The organism is Curtobacterium sp. MCBD17_032 (assembly GCF_003234855.1).
Taxonomy (GTDB): Bacteria; Actinomycetota; Actinomycetes; order Actinomycetales; family Microbacteriaceae; genus Curtobacterium.
Genome location: NZ_QKTO01000003.1, coordinates 70,367 through 93,254 on the forward strand (window position 1 = coordinate 70,367; position 22,888 = coordinate 93,254).

At 72.3% G+C, this 22,888-nt stretch carries 19 protein-coding genes; 10 read left to right on the top strand and 9 right to left on the bottom strand.

Annotated elements, in window-relative coordinates:
* The first annotated feature begins 3 nt into the window (after positions 1–3).
* Genes DEI91_RS05800 through DEI91_RS05815 form a run of 4 tightly spaced genes read left to right on the top strand, consistent with a single transcriptional unit; the run spans position 4 to position 4,326 of the window.
* Entirely contained in the window at positions 4–1,233 is a 1,230-nt protein-coding gene (locus DEI91_RS05800) for an ABC transporter ATP-binding protein (RefSeq protein WP_111051393.1), read from the top strand.
* Positions 1,152–2,264 carry a glycosyltransferase family 2 protein gene (locus tag DEI91_RS05805; RefSeq protein ID WP_111051394.1) on the top strand — a complete coding sequence of 371 codons (1,113 nt, stop codon included), beginning with the start codon at positions 1,152–1,154 and terminating at the stop codon, positions 2,262–2,264. The genes DEI91_RS05800 and DEI91_RS05805 overlap by 82 nt, the downstream gene beginning before the upstream one ends.
* Before the next feature lie 59 nt (positions 2,265–2,323).
* Positions 2,324–3,475, top strand: coding sequence for a glycosyltransferase family 1 protein (locus DEI91_RS05810; protein ID WP_111051395.1), 1,152 nt, complete (start codon positions 2,324–2,326; stop codon positions 3,473–3,475).
* Positions 3,472–4,326, top strand: coding sequence for a glycosyltransferase family 2 protein (locus DEI91_RS05815; protein WP_111051396.1), 855 nt, complete (start codon positions 3,472–3,474; stop codon positions 4,324–4,326). The genes DEI91_RS05810 and DEI91_RS05815 overlap by 4 nt, the downstream gene beginning before the upstream one ends.
* 19 nt (positions 4,327–4,345) lie before the next feature.
* Here DEI91_RS05815 and DEI91_RS05820 read toward each other — a convergent pair whose 3' ends face one another.
* From DEI91_RS05820 to DEI91_RS05835, 4 genes are read right to left on the bottom strand one after another with little or no spacing between them, the layout of a single operon-like run.
* The gene (locus tag DEI91_RS05820) at positions 4,346–6,163 is read right to left on the bottom strand and encodes a glycosyltransferase (RefSeq protein WP_111051397.1); all 1,818 of its coding nucleotides are present in this window, start codon (positions 6,161–6,163) and stop codon (positions 4,346–4,348) included.
* A gap of 7 nt (positions 6,164–6,170) precedes the next feature.
* Positions 6,171–7,034, bottom strand: a complete 864-nt coding sequence (gene rfbA / locus DEI91_RS05825) for a glucose-1-phosphate thymidylyltransferase RfbA (protein ID WP_111051398.1) — start codon at positions 7,032–7,034, stop codon at positions 6,171–6,173.
* Positions 7,035–7,047: 13 nt separating this feature from the next.
* The gene (locus DEI91_RS05830; RefSeq protein ID WP_111051399.1) at positions 7,048–7,656 is read right to left on the bottom strand and encodes a dTDP-4-dehydrorhamnose 3,5-epimerase family protein; all 609 of its coding nucleotides are present in this window, start codon (positions 7,654–7,656) and stop codon (positions 7,048–7,050) included.
* A 12-nt stretch (positions 7,657–7,668) separates the two neighbouring features.
* Complete coding sequence (locus DEI91_RS05835; protein WP_146244222.1) at positions 7,669–9,447, bottom strand: hypothetical protein; 1,779 nt, start codon at positions 9,445–9,447, stop codon at positions 7,669–7,671.
* Between the two features lie 159 nt (positions 9,448–9,606).
* On the opposite strand from DEI91_RS05835, the gene DEI91_RS05840 reads away from it, so the two are divergent.
* The 5 genes from DEI91_RS05840 (at position 9,607) to DEI91_RS05860 (ending at position 15,073) form a co-directional block, all read left to right on the top strand.
* Positions 9,607–10,548 carry a glycosyltransferase family 2 protein gene (locus DEI91_RS05840; protein WP_111051690.1) on the top strand — a complete coding sequence of 314 codons (942 nt, stop codon included), beginning with the start codon at positions 9,607–9,609 and terminating at the stop codon, positions 10,546–10,548.
* A gap of 26 nt (positions 10,549–10,574) precedes the next feature.
* Positions 10,575–12,113, top strand: coding sequence for a DUF2142 domain-containing protein (locus DEI91_RS05845; RefSeq protein ID WP_181439501.1), 1,539 nt, complete (start codon positions 10,575–10,577; stop codon positions 12,111–12,113).
* A gap of 103 nt (positions 12,114–12,216) precedes the next feature.
* Positions 12,217–13,203 carry a dTDP-glucose 4,6-dehydratase gene (gene rfbB / locus DEI91_RS05850; RefSeq protein ID WP_111051402.1) on the top strand — a complete coding sequence of 329 codons (987 nt, stop codon included), beginning with the start codon at positions 12,217–12,219 and terminating at the stop codon, positions 13,201–13,203.
* A gap of 14 nt (positions 13,204–13,217) precedes the next feature.
* The gene (gene rfbD / locus DEI91_RS05855) at positions 13,218–14,069 is read left to right on the top strand and encodes a dTDP-4-dehydrorhamnose reductase (RefSeq protein ID WP_111051403.1); all 852 of its coding nucleotides are present in this window, start codon (positions 13,218–13,220) and stop codon (positions 14,067–14,069) included.
* The gene (locus DEI91_RS05860; protein WP_181439502.1) at positions 14,066–15,073 is read left to right on the top strand and encodes a YbhN family protein; all 1,008 of its coding nucleotides are present in this window, start codon (positions 14,066–14,068) and stop codon (positions 15,071–15,073) included. The genes rfbD and DEI91_RS05860 overlap by 4 nt, the downstream gene beginning before the upstream one ends.
* A 19-nt stretch (positions 15,074–15,092) precedes the next feature.
* Here DEI91_RS05860 and DEI91_RS05865 read toward each other — a convergent pair whose 3' ends face one another.
* A complete protein-coding gene (locus DEI91_RS05865; protein ID WP_111051405.1) occupies positions 15,093–16,244 on the bottom strand; it encodes a glycosyltransferase family 4 protein in 1,152 nt (383 codons plus the stop codon).
* A gap of 126 nt (positions 16,245–16,370) precedes the next feature.
* On the opposite strand from DEI91_RS05865, the gene DEI91_RS05870 reads away from it, so the two are divergent.
* Positions 16,371–17,513 carry a glycosyltransferase family 1 protein gene (locus tag DEI91_RS05870; RefSeq protein ID WP_111051406.1) on the top strand — a complete coding sequence of 381 codons (1,143 nt, stop codon included), beginning with the start codon at positions 16,371–16,373 and terminating at the stop codon, positions 17,511–17,513.
* A gap of 157 nt (positions 17,514–17,670) precedes the next feature.
* On the opposite strand, the gene purE is transcribed toward DEI91_RS05870, so the two are convergent.
* The 4 genes from purE to DEI91_RS05890 all read right to left on the bottom strand — a co-directional run bounded on the left by purE (position 17,671) and on the right by DEI91_RS05890 (position 22,792).
* Positions 17,671–18,183 carry a 5-(carboxyamino)imidazole ribonucleotide mutase gene (purE, locus tag DEI91_RS05875; protein WP_220038054.1) on the bottom strand — a complete coding sequence of 171 codons (513 nt, stop codon included), beginning with the start codon at positions 18,181–18,183 and terminating at the stop codon, positions 17,671–17,673.
* Between the two features lie 9 nt (positions 18,184–18,192).
* Positions 18,193–19,317 (bottom strand): glycosyltransferase, encoded by a 1,125-nt coding sequence (locus tag DEI91_RS05880; protein WP_111051407.1) that lies wholly within the window; start codon positions 19,315–19,317, stop codon positions 18,193–18,195.
* A 132-nt stretch (positions 19,318–19,449) separates the two neighbouring features.
* Positions 19,450–21,447 carry a glycoside hydrolase family 6 protein gene (locus DEI91_RS05885; protein ID WP_111051408.1) on the bottom strand — a complete coding sequence of 666 codons (1,998 nt, stop codon included), beginning with the start codon at positions 21,445–21,447 and terminating at the stop codon, positions 19,450–19,452.
* A gap of 208 nt (positions 21,448–21,655) precedes the next feature.
* The gene (locus DEI91_RS05890; protein WP_111051409.1) at positions 21,656–22,792 is read right to left on the bottom strand and encodes a 5-(carboxyamino)imidazole ribonucleotide synthase; all 1,137 of its coding nucleotides are present in this window, start codon (positions 22,790–22,792) and stop codon (positions 21,656–21,658) included.
* Between the last annotated feature and the right edge of the window lie 96 nt (positions 22,793–22,888).

Sequence of the window (22,888 nt, forward strand, 5' to 3'; positions counted from 1 at the left end):
ACCATGGCCATCAGCACCCCCGTCGCCCCGGCGACCGCTGGCGCCGACACCGACCGCCCGGACGTCATCGTCATCGACCACGTCCGCAAGCGGTTCGTCGTCCGCAAGGACAACACCATCCGCGAGCGGATCGTCACCCTGGGCCGCGCCGGCCGGAAGCACCGGCAGGACTTCTGGGCGCTCGACGACGTCACCGTCTCGATCCAGGCCGGCACCACCGTCGGGCTCATCGGGCAGAACGGCTCCGGCAAGTCGACCCTGCTCAAGGCCATCGGCGGGATCATCCAGCCCACGTCCGGCACGGTCGCGCGCCGTGGTCGCCTGGCGGCACTGCTCGAGTTGGGTGCGGGGTTCCACCCGGACCTGTCCGGCCGCGAGAACGTCTTCCTCAACGCGAGCCTGCTCGGGCTCACGCGGAAGGAGACCGAGGAGCGCTTCGACGACATCCTCGCCTTCTCGGGGATCGGTGACTTCATCGACACCCAGGTGAAGTTCTACTCATCCGGCATGTACGTGCGGCTCGCCTTCGCGGTCGCCGTCCACACCGACCCCGACGTGCTCCTGGTCGACGAGGTCCTGGCGGTCGGTGACGAGGCGTTCCAGCGCAAGTGCCTCGACCGCATCCGCTCGTTCCAGGAACAAGGCAAGACGATCATCATCGTCACGCACTCCCTCAGCCAGGTGCAGGAGATGTGCGACCGGGTCGTCCTCCTGAACAAGGGCAAGGTCCTGCACGACGGTGACCCGATCGGCGCCGTGAGCCTGTTCCGCGACGTGCTCGAGGAACGCCGGGCCGGCGAACTCAGCGCGGACGTGGCCGTCGGCCGGGGCACCGTCCTCGGAGCGAGCGTGCACGCGGACGGCAAGGGCCAGCGCGACGGGGTCACCCCGGGTGACGACCTGCTGGTCGACATGGAGTTCGAGCACCTGGACGGCGTCTCCGACTGGGAGGCCGCGGTCCAGATCAACAACACCGCCGGTCAGGTCGTCTACGGCACCACGACCGGCATCATGGGCATCCACCTCGAACCGCTCCACGGCCGCCGGAAGCTCCGCATCCGCATCGCCGACACGAACTTCGGCACGGGCAAGTACTTCATCAACGTCTCGATGATGGACTCCGCGGGTCGACACCTGCACGACCTGCCCGAGTGCGACTCCTTCGAGGTCCCGTCGTTCGGGGACGCCGTCGGCACCGTCTACGCGAAGCCGTCGATCGAGGAGCTCGACTGACGCCCACCGACGGCGCCTCCCGGACCGCGGTCGTCGTCGTCAACTGGAACCGTGCCGACCTCACCACGCGGGCGGTGCGTGCGGTCCTCCGCGACGGCGGCGCCGACGAGGTGGTCGTCGTCGACAACGGCTCCTCCGACGACTCCGTCGCGGTCCTCCGCCGGGAGCTGCCGGGCGTGACGGTGGTGGCCCGGCCGAGCAACGGTGGCTTCGCCGCCGGGGCGAACACGGGCATCCGACGCACCGACGCCGACCTGGTGGTGCTCCTCAACAACGACGCCGAGCCCGCCCCCGGGTTCGTCACCGCGCTGCGGGACCACCTCGACAGAGCGGACGCGGACGTGGCCGCGGTGACGGGCCGGATCGTGCTCGCCGGACGGTGGGCGCGCCTCCCGGCGGGCGGCACCGCACCGGGCACGCGGACGCTCCGCGACCACGACGGCTCCCTGTGGACGCCGTCGCCGGACGGTGAGGTCCGGCTGAACTCCACCGGCGTCCGCGTCGACCGCGACGGCAACGGGATGGACCGGGACTGGTTCGCGCCGGCCGACCGCGTGGCGGACCGGCGCGTCTTCGGGTTCTCCGGGGGTGCCGCGGCCGTCCGCCGGACCGCCCTCGACGACGTCGGCCTGCTCGACGAGTCGCTGTTCATGTACTACGAGGACACCGAGCTGGCCTGGCGGTTCCGCCGCCGCGGCTGGCGCGTCGAGCACGCGGCGGACGCCGTCGTGGTGCACGACCACTCGGCTTCGTCCGGCGTGCAGAGCGACCTCTTCGTGTTCCGCAACGCGCGCAACCGCCTGGTCGTCGCGCTCTGGCACGCTCCCTGGCGGACCGTGGGACGAGCGGGCGTCCGCACGCTGCTGCGCGGTGTCGCCGGACTCGCCGGGCGGGGCGACCGTCGGGAGGCCCGGCTCGTCCTGGCAGCGCTGGCCGACGTGGTCGTGCACCTCCCCGCGCACCTCGCCCGTCGCGGACGCGAGTCCCGGCTCGCGTCCGTCCCGCGGAGTGGCGTGGACCCGAGCGCATGACCGGGTCGGGCTATCCTGGACGCTCCCCCGTCGACGGTCCCGGCCGAAAGGAACCACGCGTGCCGCAGCTCACCGTCCTCATCGACGGGACCGCGGTACCGCAGGCGCTCGGTGGCGTGGGCCGCTACGTCGAGGGGATCGCGGGACACCTCGGGGCGTCCGGCCTCGACGTGCACCTCGTCGTCCGGCCCGTGCACGCCGCCCACTTCCGCGCCCTGGCGACCGGCGTCACGGTGCACACCGCCCCGGCGTGGACCGACTCGGTTCCGTTGCGGCTGCTGTGGGAGCAGACCGGGTTGCCGCTGCTCGGCCGTCGGATCGGGGCGACCGTGCTGCACTCGCCGCACTACACGTTCCCGTTCGCCTGGCGCCGCGGCTCCGTCGTCACGCTCCACGACGCCACGTTCTTCTCCGACCCGCAGTGGCACTCCCGCCTGAAGCGCACGTTCTTCACCTGGTGGAGCCGCCGGTCGCTCCGCACCCGCCCCGTCGTCATCGTCCCGAGCGCGGCGACCGCGACCGAGGCAGCCCGGGTCGTCCGCGGCATCAGCGCCGACGTCCGCGTGGCACCCCTCGGCGTGGACCGCACCCGGTTCCACGAGCCGACCACCGCCGAGGTCGAGGACGCCCGCGTCGCCGCGGGCCTGCCCGACGACGCCGCGTGGATCGCCTTCCTCGGCACGATCGAGCCGCGCAAGAACGTCCCGGCACTGCTCGACGCGTACGCCGCCGTCCGCGCGGCCCGTGCGGCGACCGGCACCCCGACGCCGTGGCTCGTGCTCTCCGGCGCCCGTGGCTGGGACGACGCCGCGATCGCCCGGCTCGACGCCCTGCAGGACGCCGACCACGTCGTCGAGGCCGGCTACCTTCCGCTCGAGGACCTCGCCGGGTTCCTCGGTGGCGCTGCGTTCGTCGTCTACCCGTCGCTCGGCGAGGGTTTCGGGCTCCCGGTGGTCGAGGCGATGGCCACCGGGGCGTGCGTGCTCACGACCCGTCGCCTGTCGCTCCCCGAGGTCGGCGGCGACGCGGCCGTGTACAGCGAACCCGACGCGGCGGCGCTGACCACGGCCATCACGGACCTGCTCGACGACCCCGCCCGGGTCGCGTCGCACCGTGCCGCCGCGCTCCGCCGCGCCGAGGACTTCACGTGGGACGCCACCGCCGCGGTCCACGTGTCCGCGTACGAGACGGTCGCCGGGGGTCGCCGATGACCCGCGTCGCCGTGCTGACGGTCACCTACAACACGGGCGACACCATCCGGCCGTTCCTCGCGAGCATCGAGGGGGCGTCCTCGTCGCCCGTGTCCGTGGTGATCGCCGACAACGGCTCCGCCGACGTCGACACGCTCCGGGCGATCGGTGCCGCGCACGGGGCCGTCGTGGTGTCCTCGGGCGGGAACCGTGGGTACGGCGGCGGGATCGACGCAGCCCTCGCCGCGCTCGACGACGAGCTGCCCGGGGTGCGACCGGAGTTCCTGCTCGTGACGAACCCGGACGTCGTCCTCGGCCCGGGGTCCATCGACGAGCTCGTCGCCGCCGCCGACCGGCTGCCCGACGGCGGGTCCTTCGGTCCGCGGATCCTCGACGAGCAGGGCGAGACCTACCCGTCCGCGCGCCAGCTGCCCTCCCTCCGGACCGGCCTCGGGCACGCGGCGTTCTCCCGCTTCTGGCCGGCGAACCCCTGGAGCCAGCGGTACTGGTCCACGACCCAGGTGGTGGAGCGCGAGGCCGGGTGGCTGTCCGGTGCGTGCTTCCTCGTCCGCACCGACCTGTTCCGGCAGCTCGGCGGGTTCGACGAGTCGTACTTCATGTACTTCGAGGACGTCGACCTCGGGCAGCGCGTCGGGCTGGCCGGACGGGCCAACGTCTACGTGCCGACCGCCGTCGTCACGCACACCGGGGCGCACTCGACGTCGTCGAACCGTCGGCGCATGGAGATCGAGCACCACCGGAGCGCCTACCGGTTCCTCTCGCGGAAGTACCGGGCCTGGTGGCTCTGGCCGCTCCGACTCGTCCTGCGCGTCGGGCTCGCCGTCCGCGCCCGGTGGGTCACCCGGCGCTGACGAGCCACACGCTGCCGCGTCAGGCGGACGACCGAGCGCGTCCCCGCCGTGCGGCGTCGAGCAGGACGCGGGCACGGGCGTCGAACGAGTGCTCGGCAGCGATCCGCGCCGCGACCTCGGACCGCTCGGCGGCCGACGGCCACGTGTGCGCAGGGTCGAGCAGGGCGGCCAGGTCGTCGCGCGACCGTGCGACCGCCAACGTCGGGACGTCGAGCAGGTCGGCGAGGTCGGCCACCTCGTCGGTCACGACCACACCGCCGGACGCCAGCACGTCGAAGACCCGGTTCGACAGGAACCCACCAGCCGCCATGTCCGGCCAGTGGTCGTTGAGCACGACGCGGGCGGACGCGTAGGCGCGGGCGACCTCGTCCCGTGCGAGGGACGGCGTTCCGAGCGCCGGGTCCGGCACCACCCCTCCCCACCCCGGGCCGTGCACGCGGAGGTCGGCCCCGAGTGCGACGGCGTCGGCGACGACCGGTCGCGCCGTCCCCCGCGTCGACCCGACGAACACCACCCGTCCGGTGTCCTCGCTCGTGTCCGACCGGGCGCCCGGGTGGAAGACCGCGGGGTCGGTCGCCTGCAGGAGCGTCGCCACCGCCACGCCCGACCGTGCGGAGGCGGCGGCGGCCCACGCGGGCCCGGCGGCGAACGACCGGTCGAACGACCGCAGTTCGGTGTCGGCGACGTCGTCCGGGTGGCTGATCACCCAGAGCAGGTTCACCGACGCGGGGTTCGGCGGCACCCGGTCGAGCCCGCGGACCACGAGCGTGACGTCGTCGGCACCGTCGTCGTCCCGGACGTGTGCGTCCCGCCGGTCGATGCGGACGGTCTGGCCGAGGCGCCGGAGCGCCTCGGCGAGTTCGGCGGCGAAGTGCACGTCACCCCACCCGTCCCCAGCGGGTCCGGCAGGCGCGGCGATCTTGACCGCCCAGGTCATCCGCTCGGCGGTCTCCGCGGCCCGGGTCGCGGGAGCCACCGGCCGCGCACCCCAGGGCGGCAGCGGCGGACCGGCCACGACTGCGGCGCCGGGCACAGCGGTGTCCCACGATCCGTCACGCCAGCCGGCGACGACGTCGACGACCGCGGCGTCGACGGTGCGGCCGGGTTCGACGGTGCGCACCACGGTACCGACGTCGCGGACCCGGACCGGCACCTGCACCGCGTCCGCCGCGGTCCGGGTCCAGGCGGTGAGGGTCGTGCGTTCGTCCGGGAGGCACGGGGCCGGCACGACCGCCGCCCACGGCATCGAGACCACCGGCTGGTCCGCTCCGAACACGGGGTCGCCGGTCGGTGTCGGCCGGTCGTCGGACCACGGCAGGGCACCCGGCCGGAGCAGCCGTGCACCGTTGCGCCAGCCACCGTCGGCGGTCCGGACGCGGGCCTGGACCGGACCCCGGACGTCGTGTGCGAGCGCCACGAACGCGTCGGCGTCGAGCAGGACCGAGGTGTCGACGACGACGAGCGTGTGCCCCACCCCGTCGGCGGCACCGGCGTTCACCGCCGACCCCAGGCCCGCGACGGGCTCCCGGCGCACCCACGGGAGCGCCGGGTCGAAGCCGTCCACGGGTGACGCGTCAGCGACGTAGCTCACCGCGCGGACGTCGACACCGGACCCGAACGCGGCCCGCGCCGTCGCGACGAGGCGCCGCACCTCGGCGTGCCGGTCCGAGCGTGTCGTCACGACGACCGTCACCGGGCGGTCGAGCAGCGGCAGCGCGCCGTCCCACCCGACCACGGGGAGGACGGACCCCGCCGGCACGGGCGCGGGGCGCGCCTCCCGGCCGTCGTCGGTCCCGGAGGGCGTCGCGCGGCGACCGCGGCGTCCGAAGATCGCCACCGGAGGGTCAGCTGGCGAGCAGGCGCTGCAGGTAGACGCCGTAGCCGCCCTTGACCAGCGGCGCGGCGAGCTCGGCGAGCTGGGCGTCGTCGATCCAGCCGTTGCGCCAGGCGATCTCCTCGATGCAGCCGATCTTGAAGCCCTGACGGTCCTCGATGACCTTCACGTACTCCGATGCCTGCATCATGGACTCGAACGTGCCGGTGTCGAGCCAGGCGGTGCCGCGGTCGAGGACCTGCACGCCGAGCTCCCCCGCCTCGAGGTAGCGCTCGTTGACCGTCGAGATCTCGAGTTCCCCGCGGGCGCTCGGCTCGATCGTCTTCGCGATCTCGATGACCTTGTTGTCGTAGAAGTACAGCCCGGGGACCGCGTAGTTCGACTTCGGGTCCGCCGGCTTCTCCTCGATCGACACGGCCGTGAAGTCGTCGTCGAACTCCACGACGCCGTACGCCGTCGGGTCGGCGACGTGGTAGGCGAAGATCGTGGCCCCGTCGACCTCGGTGTTCTTCCGGAGGTTCGTGCCCAGGCCCGTACCGTGGAAGATGTTGTCCCCGAGGACGAGGGCGACGCTGTCGTCCCCGATGAAGTCCTCACCGATGACGAAGGCCTGTGCCAGGCCGTCCGGGCTCGGTTGCACGGCGTACTGGATGTCCATGCCGAGGCTCGAGCCGTCGCCGAGGAGCGCCTTGAACTGCTCGTTGTACTCCGGCGTCGTGATGACGAGGACATCGCGGATGCCCGCCATCATGAGCGTCGACAGCGGGTAGTACACCATCGGCTTGTCGTAGATCGGCATGAGCTGCTTGCTGATGCCCTTGGTGATCGGCCAGAGGCGCGTGCCGGAACCGCCGGCGAGGATGATGCCCTTCATCGGGTCGTCTCCCTTACTTCTTCGTGCGGAGCGACTCGGTGTACGCGAGCGCTTCCTCGTAGGTGGGCAGGAGACCCTGCTCCGCGGCCTGCTCGAGCGTCGGCGCCGCGGTGTCCTTCTCGGACAGCACCGGCTCGCCGAGGCCCTCGGGCAACTCGAGGCCCACCGTCGGGTCGAGGATGGTGATCCCCTTCTCGCGCTGCGGGTCGTAGTGCGCGCTGACGAGGTAGTTCACCGTCGACCGGTCCTCCAGTGCGACGATCGCGTGGCCGAGGCCCTCGGACAGGTAGACGGCCTTGCGGTCGACGTCGTCGATGCGGACGGAGTCCCACTGGCCGAAGGTCGGGGAGCCGACGCGGATGTCGACGATGTAGTCGATGAACGCACCGCGCACGGCGGTCACGTACTTCGCCTGGCTCGGCGCGACGAGGGCGTAGTGGATGCCCCGGGCGACACCGGCGGAGGAGATGGACATGTTCACCTGCCGGAGATCGAGCGGGTGTCCGACCGTCTCCTCGAGGACGTCGGCACGGTAGGCCTCGAGGAACGCTCCTCGTGCGTCGCCGTGCTGGACGGGCGTGAACTCCCACGCGCCTTGGATCTTCAGTTCGCGGATCTGCACCAGGAGAGCCTATCAATCAGCCCAACGGGACCCGCGGGCGCGCGACGCCGGGTGCGGCGCTGCGTCGGACGAGGCGTCGACCGCGCCCGGTTCCGCTCGGTGATCGGGGGCGGGCGTCGCGTGCGCGCCTGTCGGGACGTCGGGCAGCGGGGCGGCCCGCGGGCCCGGCGTCTCGCCGTCGTGCCGGGACGTGTCCCCGGCCGGGGGTGTCCCGACCGCTCGCGGCGCGTGCTGGGGTGCGTGCTGCGACGCGGCGACGGACGCCGTCGAGGACCCCGGCTCCGGTCCGTCACCCGCTCCGTGCTCCGTGCTGACGTCGCCGGTCACCACCGTGGCGACCTCGCGCCGACGGCGGAGCGCCATCGCGCACACGCCGACGAGCATCGCCGAGAAGAACACCAGCGCGATGACGAACGTCCAGCGCGACACCACGAGGGTGCGCTCCACCCCGAAGGCGGCCTTCTGCAAGTCCTGGATCTGGAACCAGATGTAGCCAGCGGTCTCCATCCAGAGCACCGTCACCACCGCCGAGAGCACCCGCCCCAGGCCGGTGAGACCGATCGCCATCGGGATGGCCAGGACGGGCATGACCGCGAGCGAGTACCGCACGTTCGGCGCGCCGCCCGTGGTCGAGAACCGGACCTGGCCGACGAGCACAGCAGCTGTCAGCGCGACGAGCATCGCGACGACGAGCAGGTCGGCGAGGAGTTCCTCACGCGTCCGGCCGGCGGTGAGCGCTCCTCGGCGTCCGGTGGAACGAGCACCGACCGTCCGACGGGCACGGCGGAGGCGGCGAGCGACGACCACCGCTGCCGTCACCACGCCGACCAGCAGGGCGAGCACGAGCGGGACGAGGAGCAGCGAGTACGTCCAGTCGGCGTTGCCCGGCAGGTGGCCCTTGTAGAGCGCGAACAGGCTCTTCCACCAGGACGAACTGCCGATGACCTCGCCGAACGTCTGCTGCTTGCGTCCGAGGTGCTGCTCGCCGTAGGCCACGTCGTTGCCCACGATGGTGCCCATGAGCCGGATGTTGCGCAGCCAGAACCAGGTGGACGCGAGCACCGGCGCGGCGACGACGGTGACCGCGGCGACGACGTGCCCGCGCCAGTCCGACCAGAAGCCGGAGCGGCGCCAGCGCGCCAGCAGGAACGCGACCACGACGGCGAGCACGAACACGACGAACGTCAACCGGGTGAGCATGCCGAGCGTCGTGACGACCGCCGCACCCACGACGAGCCGAGCCGAGAGCCCCGAGCGCAGCGCGGAGGCAGCGACGCCGATCGCGAGCGCCCCGAAGGTCATGTTCGGCAGGTCGTTGTAGATCGCTCCCCCGACCAACAGGAACATGCCGGTCAGCGAGACGATCACCGCCGCGACCGCCGCGACGTCGGGACGACGGGGGACGACCCGACGAGCCGCCCACCCGACCGAGAGCACCGTCGCCGCGGCGAACCCGGCGTTGGCAGACCGTCCGGCCAGCACGGACATGTAGGGGTGGCCGGCGTCCCAGAGCGGTCCCACGAACGGCGCGAGCACCAGGTAGAAGAACGGCGGGTGCTGCGAGACCCACTGCACGGGCGGGATGATGCCGAAGGGCGGACGGTTCGTCACGCCGTCGTAGAAGTACGGAAGGTGCCCGTGCCACACGTCGATCGCGTAGTCGAGGTGGGCTGCCTCGTCGCCGGAGTTGAGCGGAGCCTGGCTCCACGCGCAGACGAGCGAGGCGAAGGCGGCGAACAGCGCGGCCGCCAGGATCACCCATGTGGAAAGGGAGGGTCGAGAACGTCGCACGGGGGCGAGTCTCCCATACCGCTTCCGCGCCTCCTGACTCGCCGCACGCCGTCGGGACCACGGAGACCCGTGCGGAGCACATAGGCTGTGTCAGTTGACATGCGCTCCGAGGACACGGAGCAGACCGCATCCGCCAAGAGACGAGACGCAGCTGAACCCGTGAAACTGTTCATCCAGATCCCCTGCCTCAACGAGGAGAACACGCTCGCCAGCGTGATCGACTCCATCCCGACCGAGATCGACGGTATCGACGAGATCGAGATCCTCGTCGTCAACGACGGCAGCACCGACCGCACAGTCGAGGTCGCCCGGGAGCACGGCGTCACGCACTTCGTGCACCACACCACGAACATGGGGCTCGCCCGCTCCTTCCGGGACGGCGTCGACTACGCGCTGCTCCACGGCGCGGACATCGTCGTCAACACCGACGGCGACAACCAGTACCCGCAGGCGCAGATCGCCGAGCTCGTCCAGCCGATCCTGCGCGGGGAAGCCGAGATCGTCATCGGTGACCGGCAGACGCGGACCATCGAGCACTTCTCGGGCTTCAAGAAGCTCATGCAGCGCTTCGGGTCGTGGGTCGCGTCCCGCGCCGCCGGACTCGACCTGCCCGACGCCGCCAGCGGGTTCCGCGCGTACTCGAAGTACTCTCTCATCCGCCTCAACATCGTGACGCGCTTCAGCTACTGCATGGAGACGATCGTGCAGGCCGGGTACAAGCGCCTGGCGATCGCGAGCATCCCGATCACGACGAACCCGAAGACGCGCGAGTCCCGGCTCTTCAGCAACATCTGGCAGCACATGTTCCAGTCGGGCTCCGCGATCGCCCGGGTGTACCTGATGTACCGGCCCATGGCCCTGTTCCTCTGGGTCGCCGCGATCCTCGGCGCGCTCGGGCTGTGGCCCCTCGTGCGGTACCTGGTCCTCCTCGCGGTGGACAGCGGAGGTGACCACCTGCAGTCGATCATCCTCGGCGTCGTGTTGCTCATCACAGCGGTGCTCTCGATCGTCATCGGCGTCGTCGCCGACCTGACCCGCCTGAACCGGACCCTCGCCGAGGAGCAGCTCGACCTGCAGAAACTGCAGCGGTACGGCGACTGATGCGGCACGACGACACGCAGGGGGGCGTGCCGCCCCTCTCCCGCGCAGAGCGCATCTCCGTGATCGCCGTGACCGCGGCGTTCGCACTCCTCCTCACCCTCTGGGCCTTCGTCACCCCGATGTTCGCGGCACCCGACGAGGCCGCGCACTACGACGCCGCCGAGCAGATCGCGATCGGCAACGGCTGGCCCGACCCGGGGACGATGGACCTGCTCGCGGTCACGTACGCCGAGCAGGGGCAGCGCAGCACGGTCGCATCCGCCGACCGCGCGACCGTGGCCGACCTCATCGCGACGAACCCGGGCTTCCACGACTACCCGAACCAGATGAGTCAGCACCCGCCGACCTACTACGCGGTCGCGGCGCTCGTCCTGAAGGCCGTCGGGTTCTTCCACCACCCGTGGGACGTCGGCGTGATGGCCCTCCGACTGTTCAACGTGCTGATGATGATCCCGCTCCCGTTCCTCGTGTGGAGCACGGTGCGCCGGGTCACCCGGTCGCCGCGCACCGCCGTCGTCGGCGCGCTCGCACTGTTCGCGGTGCCGCAGCTCGCCCAGATCGGGTCCGCCGTGTCGAACGACGTGCCGGTCTTCCTGCTCGGCGCGGTCATCACCTGGCTGGTGGCGCGCACGATGACCGGCGACCACCGCTGGAGCACGCTCGTCTGGCTCGGCGTCGCCGTCGCGGCCGTGTGCTCCGTCAAGGGCACCGGACTGCCGACCGTGCCGTTCGTGGCGGTCGCCCTGCTCGTGGCCGGCCGCGGCGTCCTCCCGCTCCGGACCCGGATCGCACGCACCGCCGTCACCGGCACCGTGGTCGCGGTGCTCGGCAGTTGGTGGTGGATCCGGAACCTCGTGCTGTTCCGGACCCTGCAGCCGAAGGGCGCCGACGAGCTGCGTGTCCTCAAGCCGTGGGGCGACCAGACCAGCGCGGACTTCGGCGGCTTCCTCAACGTCGTCTGGGACCGGTTGAGCACGTCCTTCTGGGGACAGTTCGGGGCGCTGCAGTTCCCGATGACCCCGATCCTGACCGACACGCTCACGGTCATCGCGCTCGCTGCCGTCATCGGGTGGGCGTTCCGCCGGAGCCCCTCCCGTGACGTGGTGGTCGTCATGGCGCTCCTGCCGGCGATCACGCTCGTGGTCCAAGTGCAGGACAACTTCCAGTCCTACGACGACACCCAGGTGATCGCCGGGGTGCAGGGCCGCTACTTGTTCGCCTCCCTCACCGCCCTCATCACGGTGTCCGCCATCGCGTGGCACCGCCTGCTGTCGGCGTGGACGGACCGGGAGCGCTTCGCGACGGTCGTACGCTGGGCGTTCCCGCTGATCGCACTGTACGGCCTGACCGTCGCCTACCGCGGCTTCTACGAGAACTTCCATCTGCAGGCGACCACGCACGGCCTGGCCCTGATGGCCAACCTCACCACCGCACGACAGCCCGGGATCGTGGTCCTGATCGTGCTGGCAGCGGCGGGGATGGTCTGGGCGTTCCTCGCGGTGCGCCGCTTCGTGCTCGCCGGTCGGGCCCGCGTGGACCCGGTGGGCGCGGTTCCGGACGCCTGACGTCCGACCGAGGGCGACCCGCGGAACGGCTGCCCCTACAATGGTGGCCGTCCGCAGCCGCCACGACCGACCGCCGTGCGGCGCTACGGGAAGGAACCCACACGTGAAGATCCTCGTCACCGGAGGAGCCGGCTTCATCGGCTCGAACTTCGTCCGCCGGACCCTCGAGGACGCCTACCCGGGCCTCGAGGGTGCGGACGTCGTCGTGTACGACGCGCTGACGTACTCCGGCAACCTCGAGAACCTCGCTCCGGTGGCGGACTCCCCCCGCTACACCTTCGTCCACGGGGACATCACCGACGCCGCGAAGCTCGACGAGGTCGTCCCGGGCGTCGACGCGATCGTGCACTTCGCCGCTGAGTCCCACGTCGACCGGTCGGTCCGTGACTCCGGCGTCTTCGTCGAGACGAACGTCGTGGGCACGCAGCGCCTCCTCGACGCTGCGCTCCGCCACGGCACCGGGCGCTTCGTGCACGTCTCGACCGACGAGGTCTACGGCTCGATCGCCGAGGGCTCCTGGTCCGAGGACCGCCCGCTCGAGCCGAACTCGCCCTACTCGGCGTCGAAGGCGGGCAGCGACCTGCTCGCTCGGAGCTACCACCGCACGCACGGTATGGACGTCTCGATCACGCGCTGCTCGAACAACTACGGCCCGTACCACTTCCCCGAGAAGGTCATCCCGCTGTTCGTCACGAACCTCATCGACGACCGCCACGTGCCGCTGTACGGCGAGGGCGACAACATCCGCGACTGGCTGCACGTCGACGACCACACGCGCGGCATCGCGATGGTGCTCGTCAAGGGCCGTGCCGGCGAGGTCTACAACATCGGCGGCGGCACCGAGCTCACCAACAAGGAGCTCACCGGGATGCTCCTCGAGGCGACCGGCAAGGACTGGTCCTTCGTCGACCGCGTGGCAGACCGGCTCGGCCACGACCTCCGCTACTCGGTCGACATCTCGAAGATCCGGTCCGAGCTCGGGTACGAGCCGCAGGTGCCGTTCGAGCAGGGGCTCGCCGACGTGGTGCAGTGGTACCGCGACAACCGCGCCTGGTGGGAGCCGTTGAAGGAGCGCGCGGCTCTCTCCTGAGGGGCGACGAGACCATGACCCGGTACCTCATCACCGGCGCGAGCGGCATGCTCGGCCAGGACCTCCAGTACGCCCTCCGGAACGCGGACGTGACCGCGCTCGGTCGCGCCGACCTCGACATCACCGACCCCGACGCCGTGGACGCCGCGGTCGCCGGCCAGGACGTCGTGGTCAACTCGGCGGCCTACACGAAGGTCGACGACGCCGAAACCCACGAGGACGAGGCGTACGCCGTCAACGCGACCGGGCCGGAGCTGCTGGCGCGCGCCGCGGTCCGCCACGGCGCCAAGCTGGTGACGATATCGACCGACTACGTCTTCGACGGCCACGGCACCGCGCCGTACGCCGAGGACGCGCCGACCGACCCGATCAACGCCTACGGCCGGACGAAGGCCGCGGGTGAGTCCTTCGTCCGCGAGATCGCGCCCGACTCCTCGTACGTCGTGCGGACCGCGTGGATCTACGGCGCGCACGGCCCGAACTTCGCCGCGACGATGCTCCGACTGGCCGGTTCCCACGACACCGTGAGCGTGGTCACCGACCAGGTCGGGCAGCCCACGTGGACCGGTGACCTGGCTGCACGGATCGTCGAGCTCGTCGAGTCCGGTGCACCAGCCGGCACCTACCACGGGACGAACGCCGGACAGGCGTCCTGGTTCGACTTCACGCGTGCCATCTACAGCGAGCTCGGACTCGATCCGGAGCGTGTGCTGCCCACGGACAGCGCTGCCTTCGTCCGTCCCGCTCCCCGACCGGCCTACAGCGTCCTCGGGCACGACGGATGGGCCCGCGCCGGGCTCGCCCCGATGCGCGACTGGCGCGAGGCGTTGTCCGCCGCCGTGCAGGCGGGGGCACTCACCGCGTGACGGGCACACCGGACCCACACGAGGCTGCGGCGCGCACCCCGGAGCCGGCGACGGCGAGCACCGGGGATGCTCCGACGAACGCCTCCGGTCGCCGGCGCCGCTGGCTGGTCAACGGCGTGAAGATCGCCTTCATGGTCGCCGTCGTCGTCGCCGGTGCGCTGTACATCGCCGGGAAGTGGGACGAGGTCTCCGATGCCGTCCGGTCGATGGACCCGCTGTGGCTCGTGCTGGCGTTCCTGTCGGTCGTCGTGGCGCTCGTGCTGTCGATGCTCTCGTGGATCGTGGTCTGGCCGGCGTTCGACGTCCGACTCCCGGTGCTCCGCGGCGGGCGGGTGTTCTTCGTCAGTCAACTCGGCAAGTACCTCCCGGGGTCCGTCTGGCCCATCGCTGCACAGGCGCAGATGGCGGGTGAGGTCGGCCTCGCCAAGTCGTCGTCGATCGTCCTCTCGCTCATCTCGATGCTCGTGTCGATCGCGACCGGCCTCGGCGTGGGGGCGGTCCTCGTCCCGTTCATCGACCCGCGCCTGCTCCAGGACTACTGGTGGCTGCCCGTGGTCGGCGTTGCGTTCCTGGTGTGCCTCACCCCACCGGTGATGGGTTTCGGTGTCCGGCTCGCCCTCCGCGTCCTGCGTCGCCCGGACGCCCCGTTCTCCTACGGGTGGAGGGTCGGCGGGTCCAGCGCGGTACTCCAGGCCGGCAACTGGCTGTTCGCCGGTGTGCAGCTCTGGCTGGTCCTCATCGGGCTCGGAGTCGACCCGGCGCGCAGCTTCATCCCGTCGATCGCCGCGATGTCGCTCGCCTTCGCCCTCGGCGTGCTGCTCATCCCCTTCCCCGCGGGACTCGGCGTCCGTGAGTTCGTGCTGACCGCGGTCCTCGCCTCGGTCACCGGACCCGCAGTCGCGGTCACGGCCGCGGTGCTGTCACGGCTGCTCTACGCGATCGCGGACTTCGCCATGGCGGGGGTCGCGGTCTCCGTCGGACGGCGGGACCGCTCGCGTCCCTGATGTCGCTCGGAGCCGTCGTTCAGGCGCCGACGAAGCCCGCTACGGTGTCGGTGTAAGCGGTCCACATCCGGTCGGATGCGTGCTGGTCGACACCGGACCGCAGCCGCGCGAGTTCGCCGGGACGGACCAGGCGTCGGAGGGCCTCGGTGAGCGCGTCGACGTCGTCCGCGGGGACCACGAGCCCATCGACCCCGTCGCGCACGTCGAGCGCGAGGGTGCCCGCGTCGGTGGCGAGCACCGGCGTGCCGAACCGGTGCGCGAGCGCCACGTTGATGGACGACGAGCCCGAGCGGTACGGGAGCGCGACGACGTCGAAGCCCCGGATCATCGCGGCCATGTCCGACATGGCGACGTAGCCGTCGACGACCTCGACGCGGTCCTCGATGCCGAGCGACCGGGCCTGCTCGCGGTACTCGTCGACGGGCTGCCAGAACTCACCGCGGACGACGACCCGGACGCCGGGGACCCGCGCGGCAGCCTCGAGGAGTTGGTCGACCCCCTTGTAGTGCCGCACCATGCCGAAGAAGCCGACCGTCACCGTACCGTCGACCGACGTCGCGGCCGACACCTCCGGGTCGGTCGTGGTCTCGGAGGAGTCCGGTCCGTCGCCGAGCAGCAGGTCGGCCAGTGGCAGGCGAGCCACCCGGACGTCGACGTCCGGGTCGTCACCGACGATGCCGCGCGCCAGCGCCGCCTGCTCGTCACTGTGCACGAGGACGGCACCGTACTGCCGGTACATCATCCGCACGAGTCGCTCGTCGAACCGGCCGTGTTCGTGCGGCAGGACGTTGTGCGCGAGCACCACGCCCCGCGGTCGGCGCCCGGCTGCGACGTGCATCACCGCGTAGGGCACCGCGTGGTACGGCGTGACACCGGTCACGACGACGACGTCCGCGCCGCGCATCGTGAGGCCGGCGCGGATCCAGGTGAGCGGGTTGTACCAAGCCAGCCGTTCCGTCGACGACGGGAACGGCGCCACCTCGGGCTCGGACTCCGGCACACGGGTGGTCCCGCTGCGGAGGAACGCGGGGTACTGCGCCTTCCAGGACAGCAGGTGCACGCGGTGCCCGGCGTCCTGCAGTCGGTGTGCGAGCGAGGTCGTGTGGGTGGCGATGCCGCCGGAGTACGGGTGCGTCGGGCCGACGATCGCGATGCGCAGGTGACGAGGCATCAGTCGAGCATACTGGTGCCCTCGACGCCCCGGCCGAGCGCCATGAGCTCCCGGCAGCCCCCTGGTACAGTCGGGACGCCTGCGGACCGCTCCACCGTCCGTGCCCGAAGGAAGGACGGCCTCGCAATGACGACGCTCCGCGTGATCGTGGACCAGATGGTCGCTCCCGTCCCGGGCGGCATCGGTCGGTACGCGGAAGAACTGACCCGGCACCTGGTCGCGACCGCACCCGCCGGCTGCGACGTCGTCGGCGTGGTGTCCGCCGTGGACCGGGACGAGCTCGAGCGCGTCCGGACCCTGCTGCCGGGCCTCGCCGACCTCGAGAAGCTGGTGCTGCCCCGTCGTGAGCTCTCGCTCGCGTGGCAGGGCGGCTTCGTCGGAGGCGCGGGGCACGGCATGGTGCACGCGCCGAGCGTCCTCGCGCCGCTCGTCAAGCACGACCGATCCACCGACCCCGGTCGACAGACGGTCGTCACCGTGCACGACGTCGTGCCGTGGACCAACCCCGAGACCCTCACCCCCCGTGGCGTGCACTTCCACCGTGCCATGGTCAAGCGTGCCTGGAAGTACGCGGATGCCGTGGTCGTCCCCACCCACGCGGTCGCGGACGCCCTCAGCGAGATCCACCGGTTCGACGAACGGATCCGGGTGATCGGCGGGGCGCCCAGTGGCCGACTCCGTACCCCCGTCGACGCCGACGTCCGTGCAGAGCGCCTCGGTCTGCCGGAGCGGTACGTGCTCGCGGTCGGGACGCTCGAACCGCGGAAGGGCCTCGCACACCTCATCGAGGCGATGGCGCACCCGGACGCTCCGTCGGGGATCCCGCTCGTGATCGCCGGACCGGACGGGTGGGGCGACGTCAACGTGTACGACACCGCCGAGCGCGCCGGACTCGACCGGAACCGGTTGAGGGTGCTGGGGCGGATCGACGACGCGGACCTCGCGGTGGCGTACGACCGCGCGACCGTCTTCGTCTTCCCGAGCCTCGCCGAGGGCTTCGGCCTACCGTTGATCGAGGCGATGAGCTTCGGCACGCCGGTCATCCACTCCGACGACTCCGCCGTCCGCGAGGTCGCGTCGGACGCCGGCGTGACGGTCGCCCGGGATCCGCGCGGCTCGTACGCCGAGCGGCTCGCCCAGGCTGTCTACCAGGTGGTCAACGACCCGTTGCTCGCCGCGCAACTCGCGATCGCCGGGCCGGACCGGGCGCGGATGTACGACTGGAACGACTCCGCCGTCGAGACCTGGCAGCTGCACGCCGACCTCTGAGCGCATCGGTGCTCCGCTCCGCTCGCACCGGCGCCGGCGGCCGGTTCCGCGCACCACCAGGCCGGAGGCACGGCTCTCGGAGGCCGTCGGGCCCGCGTCGGCGCCGGCTCCGGTCGGACCGGCTCGGTCGCCGGAGCGCGTCCGGCCCGTCGCCCCCTCAGAGCGATCCGCGCAGACGCGCCGCCTTCTCCTCGACGAGCTGCTCGAGTCCCTCGGCGTACTCCTGCAGCCGCGCGGCCACCGCGGTGTCCGCGGACCCGATGATGCGTGCCGCGAGCAGACCGGCGTTCGCCGCACCGTTGATCGCCATGGTCGCCACAGGGATGCCCGCAGGCATCTGCACGATCGACAGCAGGGAGTCGAGCCCGTCCAGGCGTGCGAGCTGCACCGGTACACCGATCACCGGGAGCGTGGTCATCGACGCGACCATGCCGGGCAGGTGTGCCGCTCCCCCGGCACCGGCGATCACGACGCGGATGCCGCGGCCGGCGGCGGCTCGGGCGAACCGGGTCATCTTCTCGGGCGTCCGGTGTGCCGAGACGACGTCCACCTCGAACGGGACGCCGAGCTCTCCGAGCAGGTCCGCGGCGGCACGCATCGTCGGCCAGTCGGAGTCCGACCCCATGATGATCGAGACGAGCGGCTGGACGGGGGCGGCGGTGTCGGTCACGGACCGAGCCTAACCGAGCAGCACGTCGGCCCAGTCGTCCGCGGTGACGCCGATCATGCGCTCGGACCGTACCCAGGCGGCCGCGTCCCGATCGGCTGTCCCCCGGTCGACGGCGACGCGGACTGCGTCGCGCCAGGCAGCGGGGTCGTCCGGAACGGTGACCACGCCGTGGGCAGCGGCAGCGCGGTAGGACGGACGGTCTGAGACGACGGCCGGCAGTCCCAGCGCGGTGTACTCGATCGCCTTGAGGTCGCTCTTCGCCCGGTTGAACTCCTCGTCGCGGAGCGGTGCCACGCCGGCGCGCCAGCGGTCCCGGTGGTCGACGAGCCACCGGGCGAACGCCGGGTAGTGCCCGTCCGGCACCTCGAGGCGCCGGTACCACCCCGTGTCGGCCTCCTCGGTCACACCGATGACCTCGAGTCGGATGGGTACGCCGTCGGTGGCCCGCAGGTCGGTGAACACGTCGCGGAGGAGCTCGAGGTCGGCGCCGTGCGTGAGCGTCCCCATGTAGAGCACGCGGTGTTCGTGGTCCGTGGGCCCGGGTGACGACGGCACGGACGTCGTCCAGATCGCGGGGTCGAGTGCGTTGCGGACCACCACGACCTCGCGTGCCCGCGGGCGCACCACCGTGGCGAGCTCCTCCGTGCTCACGACCACGAGGTCCGCCCCGCGCACGAGCGTCTCGATCGAGGCGAGGCGGTCGGGGTCGTACTCGGCACGCGCCAGCCGGGCACGACCGGAGTCGGTGAAGAAGTCGTCGTCCACCTCCGCCGCGACCCGGATGCCGCGCGCGGCCGCGGCGTCGAGCAGGGGCTGGACAAGGGACGACGGGAGGGCGTCGCGCTGGACGAGGACCGCCCGGTAGGGGGTACCGTCCGCACCGGCGACGAAGGCCTCCGGGTCGACCTGGCGGACCTCGGCCCGTCCGGTGGCGGCGAGGTGCTCGGCGCGGCGGACGACCCGGACGTGGGCGGACGCCGGGTGGGCACCGCCACCACCGGCGACGATGTACCCGAGCACCGGGAGGGGCGCGACAGGGGGCACCGGCTCCTCCGGGGTCGACGGAGCGGCGGGCGCGCCGACGACGGTACGGCGCAGCCGTCCGACGGCCCGGCGGACGAGATCACGCGACATGCGGCCATTCTCCCGCACGGGATGCGCGCGGGCGCCGGTCGGCCCGTCCCCGCACCGGCCCCGCCCGGGCGACTCCGGTCAGCCGGGCGACTCCGGCCAGCCGGGCGACTCCGGTCAGCCCGGCGACGACCCTCAGCGCACCGTCACCGTCGTGCACCCGAGCGACCGGTCGCCGCCCGCACCCACGCCGACCGCCGTGAGGCACACCGACCGCTTGCCGCTCGCCACCGCGACCGTCCCGGAGAACCCGTGCGACCTGCCACCACCGTGCACCCGGTCGACGTCCGCGCGACGGCCGTTCGCCGTGACGGTCCCGACCACGCGGCCGCCGACGCTGACACGAACGCGGAGCGCAGCGGACACGTCGTCGCGGTCGAACGCCCATCCCGCGACCGACACCCGCCGCGCAGCGCTGGACGTCACGGCATCCCGATGCCCGACGGGGGCCGAAGCAGGCACGGTCACGGTCCGACACGGCGCGGCGCGGTCGCGTCCCGGACCGGTGTTCCGTGCGACGACACAGACGGTGTGCTTCCCGGCACCGCCGGGGACGGTGAGCGCGATCCCGTGTCGGTCACCGACGCCCCAGATCCGTCCGATGTCGGCGCGCAGCGCGTCGGCGGTCGCGGTCGCGACGTCCCGACCGTCGACCCGGACCACGACGGTCGTCGGCGTGGCGGTCGTGTCCCCGTCGAAGGCCCACCCGCGCACGGCGATGCCGGCGGTCGCCACGGTCGCGGCCTCGAGTGCGAGGGTCGGGTCGTGTCGGTAGGCGTGAGCGGCACGGCAGCCGAGGTCGGTGTCCCCGCCGACACCGACGCCGACGGCGGTGACGCAGACGGTGTGCGCGCCCTCGGCAGCGGGGAGGGTCCCCTCGAAGCCGTGCGTGCTGCCGACGCCGTGGGCACGGTCGATGTCAGGTCGGGCAGCCCCGGCGCTGATGGTCACGGCGGGTGCACCGTCGAGCACCACCCGGACAGCGAGGGGCTGCGTCGGGTCGTCCTCGTCGAATGCCCAGCCCCGCAGGCGGATCCCGCCGCCGGTCCCGGCGACGAGCTCGACCGCACCACGCGGCGCGGTGTCCGGCACCGGCGCACCGAGCCGAGCGTTCGCGACGAGGGCCTGGGCGTACGAGGACCACCAGGTGCCGGCGCGCGGACCACCCCCGCACGTGCCGTCGCTGGCTCCGGGCGTCTTGACCCAGAGCAACGCGTCGAGCGCGGTCCCGTCGGCGACGACCCGCGGCGTGGTCCCGAGCCCCGCACCCGGGCCGTTGCACCAGGTTCCCCGCCACCCCTGCCCGTTGCGCGAGGTGTCGATCACGTAGTGCGACCCACCGGTCGCCGCCGAGACCTTCTGCGCGTAGGCCCGTTCTTGGGAGGTCGGGTAGTAGTTCGCGACGTTGGTGAAGAACCCGCGAGCCTTCCGGACGCCGGCGCGCTCGAGACGCGCCGCCATCACCGCCGGCTGCACCCAGTTCGAGTTGCCGGCATCGAGGTACGCCGGGATGCCGGCAGCGGTGAACGCGGCGACCTCCCGTGCGAGGATCCGGTACCGCTGCTCGTCGAGGACGGTGCTGCACGCCGCGTTGCTGAGCATCGCGAGCGAGTCGGGTTCGACCACGACAGCTGCGCGGTGTCCGTCCAGCCGAGCGACGATCTGGTCCACCCAGGCGTCGTACGTCGTCTCGTCGAAGCCGCCGGCCGAGTAGCCCCCGCAGTCACGGTCGGGCACCGCGTACGTCACGAAGACAGCGGTCGTGCCGGTCTGTTCAGCTCCGGCCACCGCACTGTCGATGGTCTTCGCGAGCGCCGTGCCCTGCGTCCACTCGCCGAGCCAGGTCGCCACCGGGTACTGCGCGATGGTCCGGGCCGCCGCCGCCCCGGCCGGGTCGGTGGCGGCGAGCAGAGCGGCGTTCCGCGCGGCCTCGCTCGTCGGTGAACGGTACGGTCCGGCCCCGAGGAGCGACGAGGACGACGCGGCACGCATGGCGTCCGCCGTCGTCGGATGGGCGGGCGCGGGCGCGGACGCCGACGCCGACGCCGGAGCCTCGATCCCCGTGAGGACGGCGACGGAGACGCCGAGGACGGCGGCCGCGACGGACGCGGAACGGAACGGACGGCGGTGCATGACGGTGCTCCCTGGACGATCGACCCCTGCCCCTCCATGGCAACACGGGACCGGAGTCGGGACCAGCCGCCAGAGCGGGTGCCACCCGGACGGGTGTCGGGGCGTCCACCCGGCCCCGTGGCGGACGGGAGGCGCGGGACGGCCCCGCCCCGCGCCTCCCGTCCGAGGTCCAACGTCGGGCGACGCGAGCGCCACCCGACACGCCGGGTCAGTCGTCGAAGTGCGCAGCCGCGGCGCGCGCCCGGAAGGTGACGTCGTCGAGGTCCTCGCCGACCACCGTGACGTGGCCGATCTTCCGACCGGGACGTGGGGCCTTGCCGTAGAAGTGGTACTTCGCCTCGGGGAAGGCGCCGAGCGCCGCGGGGTAGCGCCCGGCGAGGTCGCCGTCCGCTGGACCGCCGAGGACGTTCATCATCACCGCGGCCGATGCGTGCATCCCGGTGGACCCGAGCGGCAGGTCGAGCACGGCCCGCAGGTGCTGCTCGAACTGGCTCGTCGTCGCGCCGTCGATGGTCCAGTGACCAGTGTTGTGCGGGCGCATGGCGAGCTCGTTGACGAGGATGCGCTCGTCGGCCGTCTGGAAGAGCTCGACCGCGAGCACGCCCGTGACCTCGAGTTCCGTCGCGATCCGGACGGCGATCTCCTCGGCCAGGTCCGCGATCCGTCCGACGCTGTCGGGCGCCGGCGCGAACACCTCCGCGCAGACGCCGTCACGCTGCACCGTCTCCACGAGCGGCCACGCGACCACCTCGCCGGACGGACGCCGCGCCACCGACTGAGCGAGCTCGCGGGTGAACGGCACGAGTTCCTCCACGAGGAGGGCCTGCGCGCCGTCCGCGTCGGCCACCGCGGCGAACCAGTCGGCCACGTCCGCCGGGTCGGACACGACCCGGACGCCCTTCCCGTCGTACCCGCCGCGGGCGGTCTTCACGACGGCTCGGCCGCCGTGGTCATCGATGAACGACCGCAGGGCGTCCGCGTCCCGGACGGCGGCCCACTCCGGCACCGGCAGCCCGAGCTCGGTGAGCCGCGTGCGCATCGTGGTCTTGTCCTGTGCGACGGCGAGCGCCGTCGGACCCGGCCGGACGGCGACCCCGGCCTCGACGAGGGCGCGGAGGACGTCCTGCGGGACGTGCTCGTGGTCGAACGTCACCACGTCGACGTCCGCGGCGAAGGCCAGCACGGTGTCGACGTCGTGGTAGTCGCCCTCGGCGGTGGCCGCGATCGCGGCGGACATGCCCGGTCCCTCCGCGAGGACCCGGACGTCGATGCCGAGCTCCACGGCCGCGGGCACCATCATCCGCGCCAGTTGTCCTCCACCGATGACCCCGACCCGCAACGCCATGCTCTGTCCCTCTTCCGTCGTCGACCCCGTCCGGGGCCGTCCTGTCCCGGGTCGTCGTCCGCCGGGTCGCCGACCGCGACCACGGTCCGACCGCGC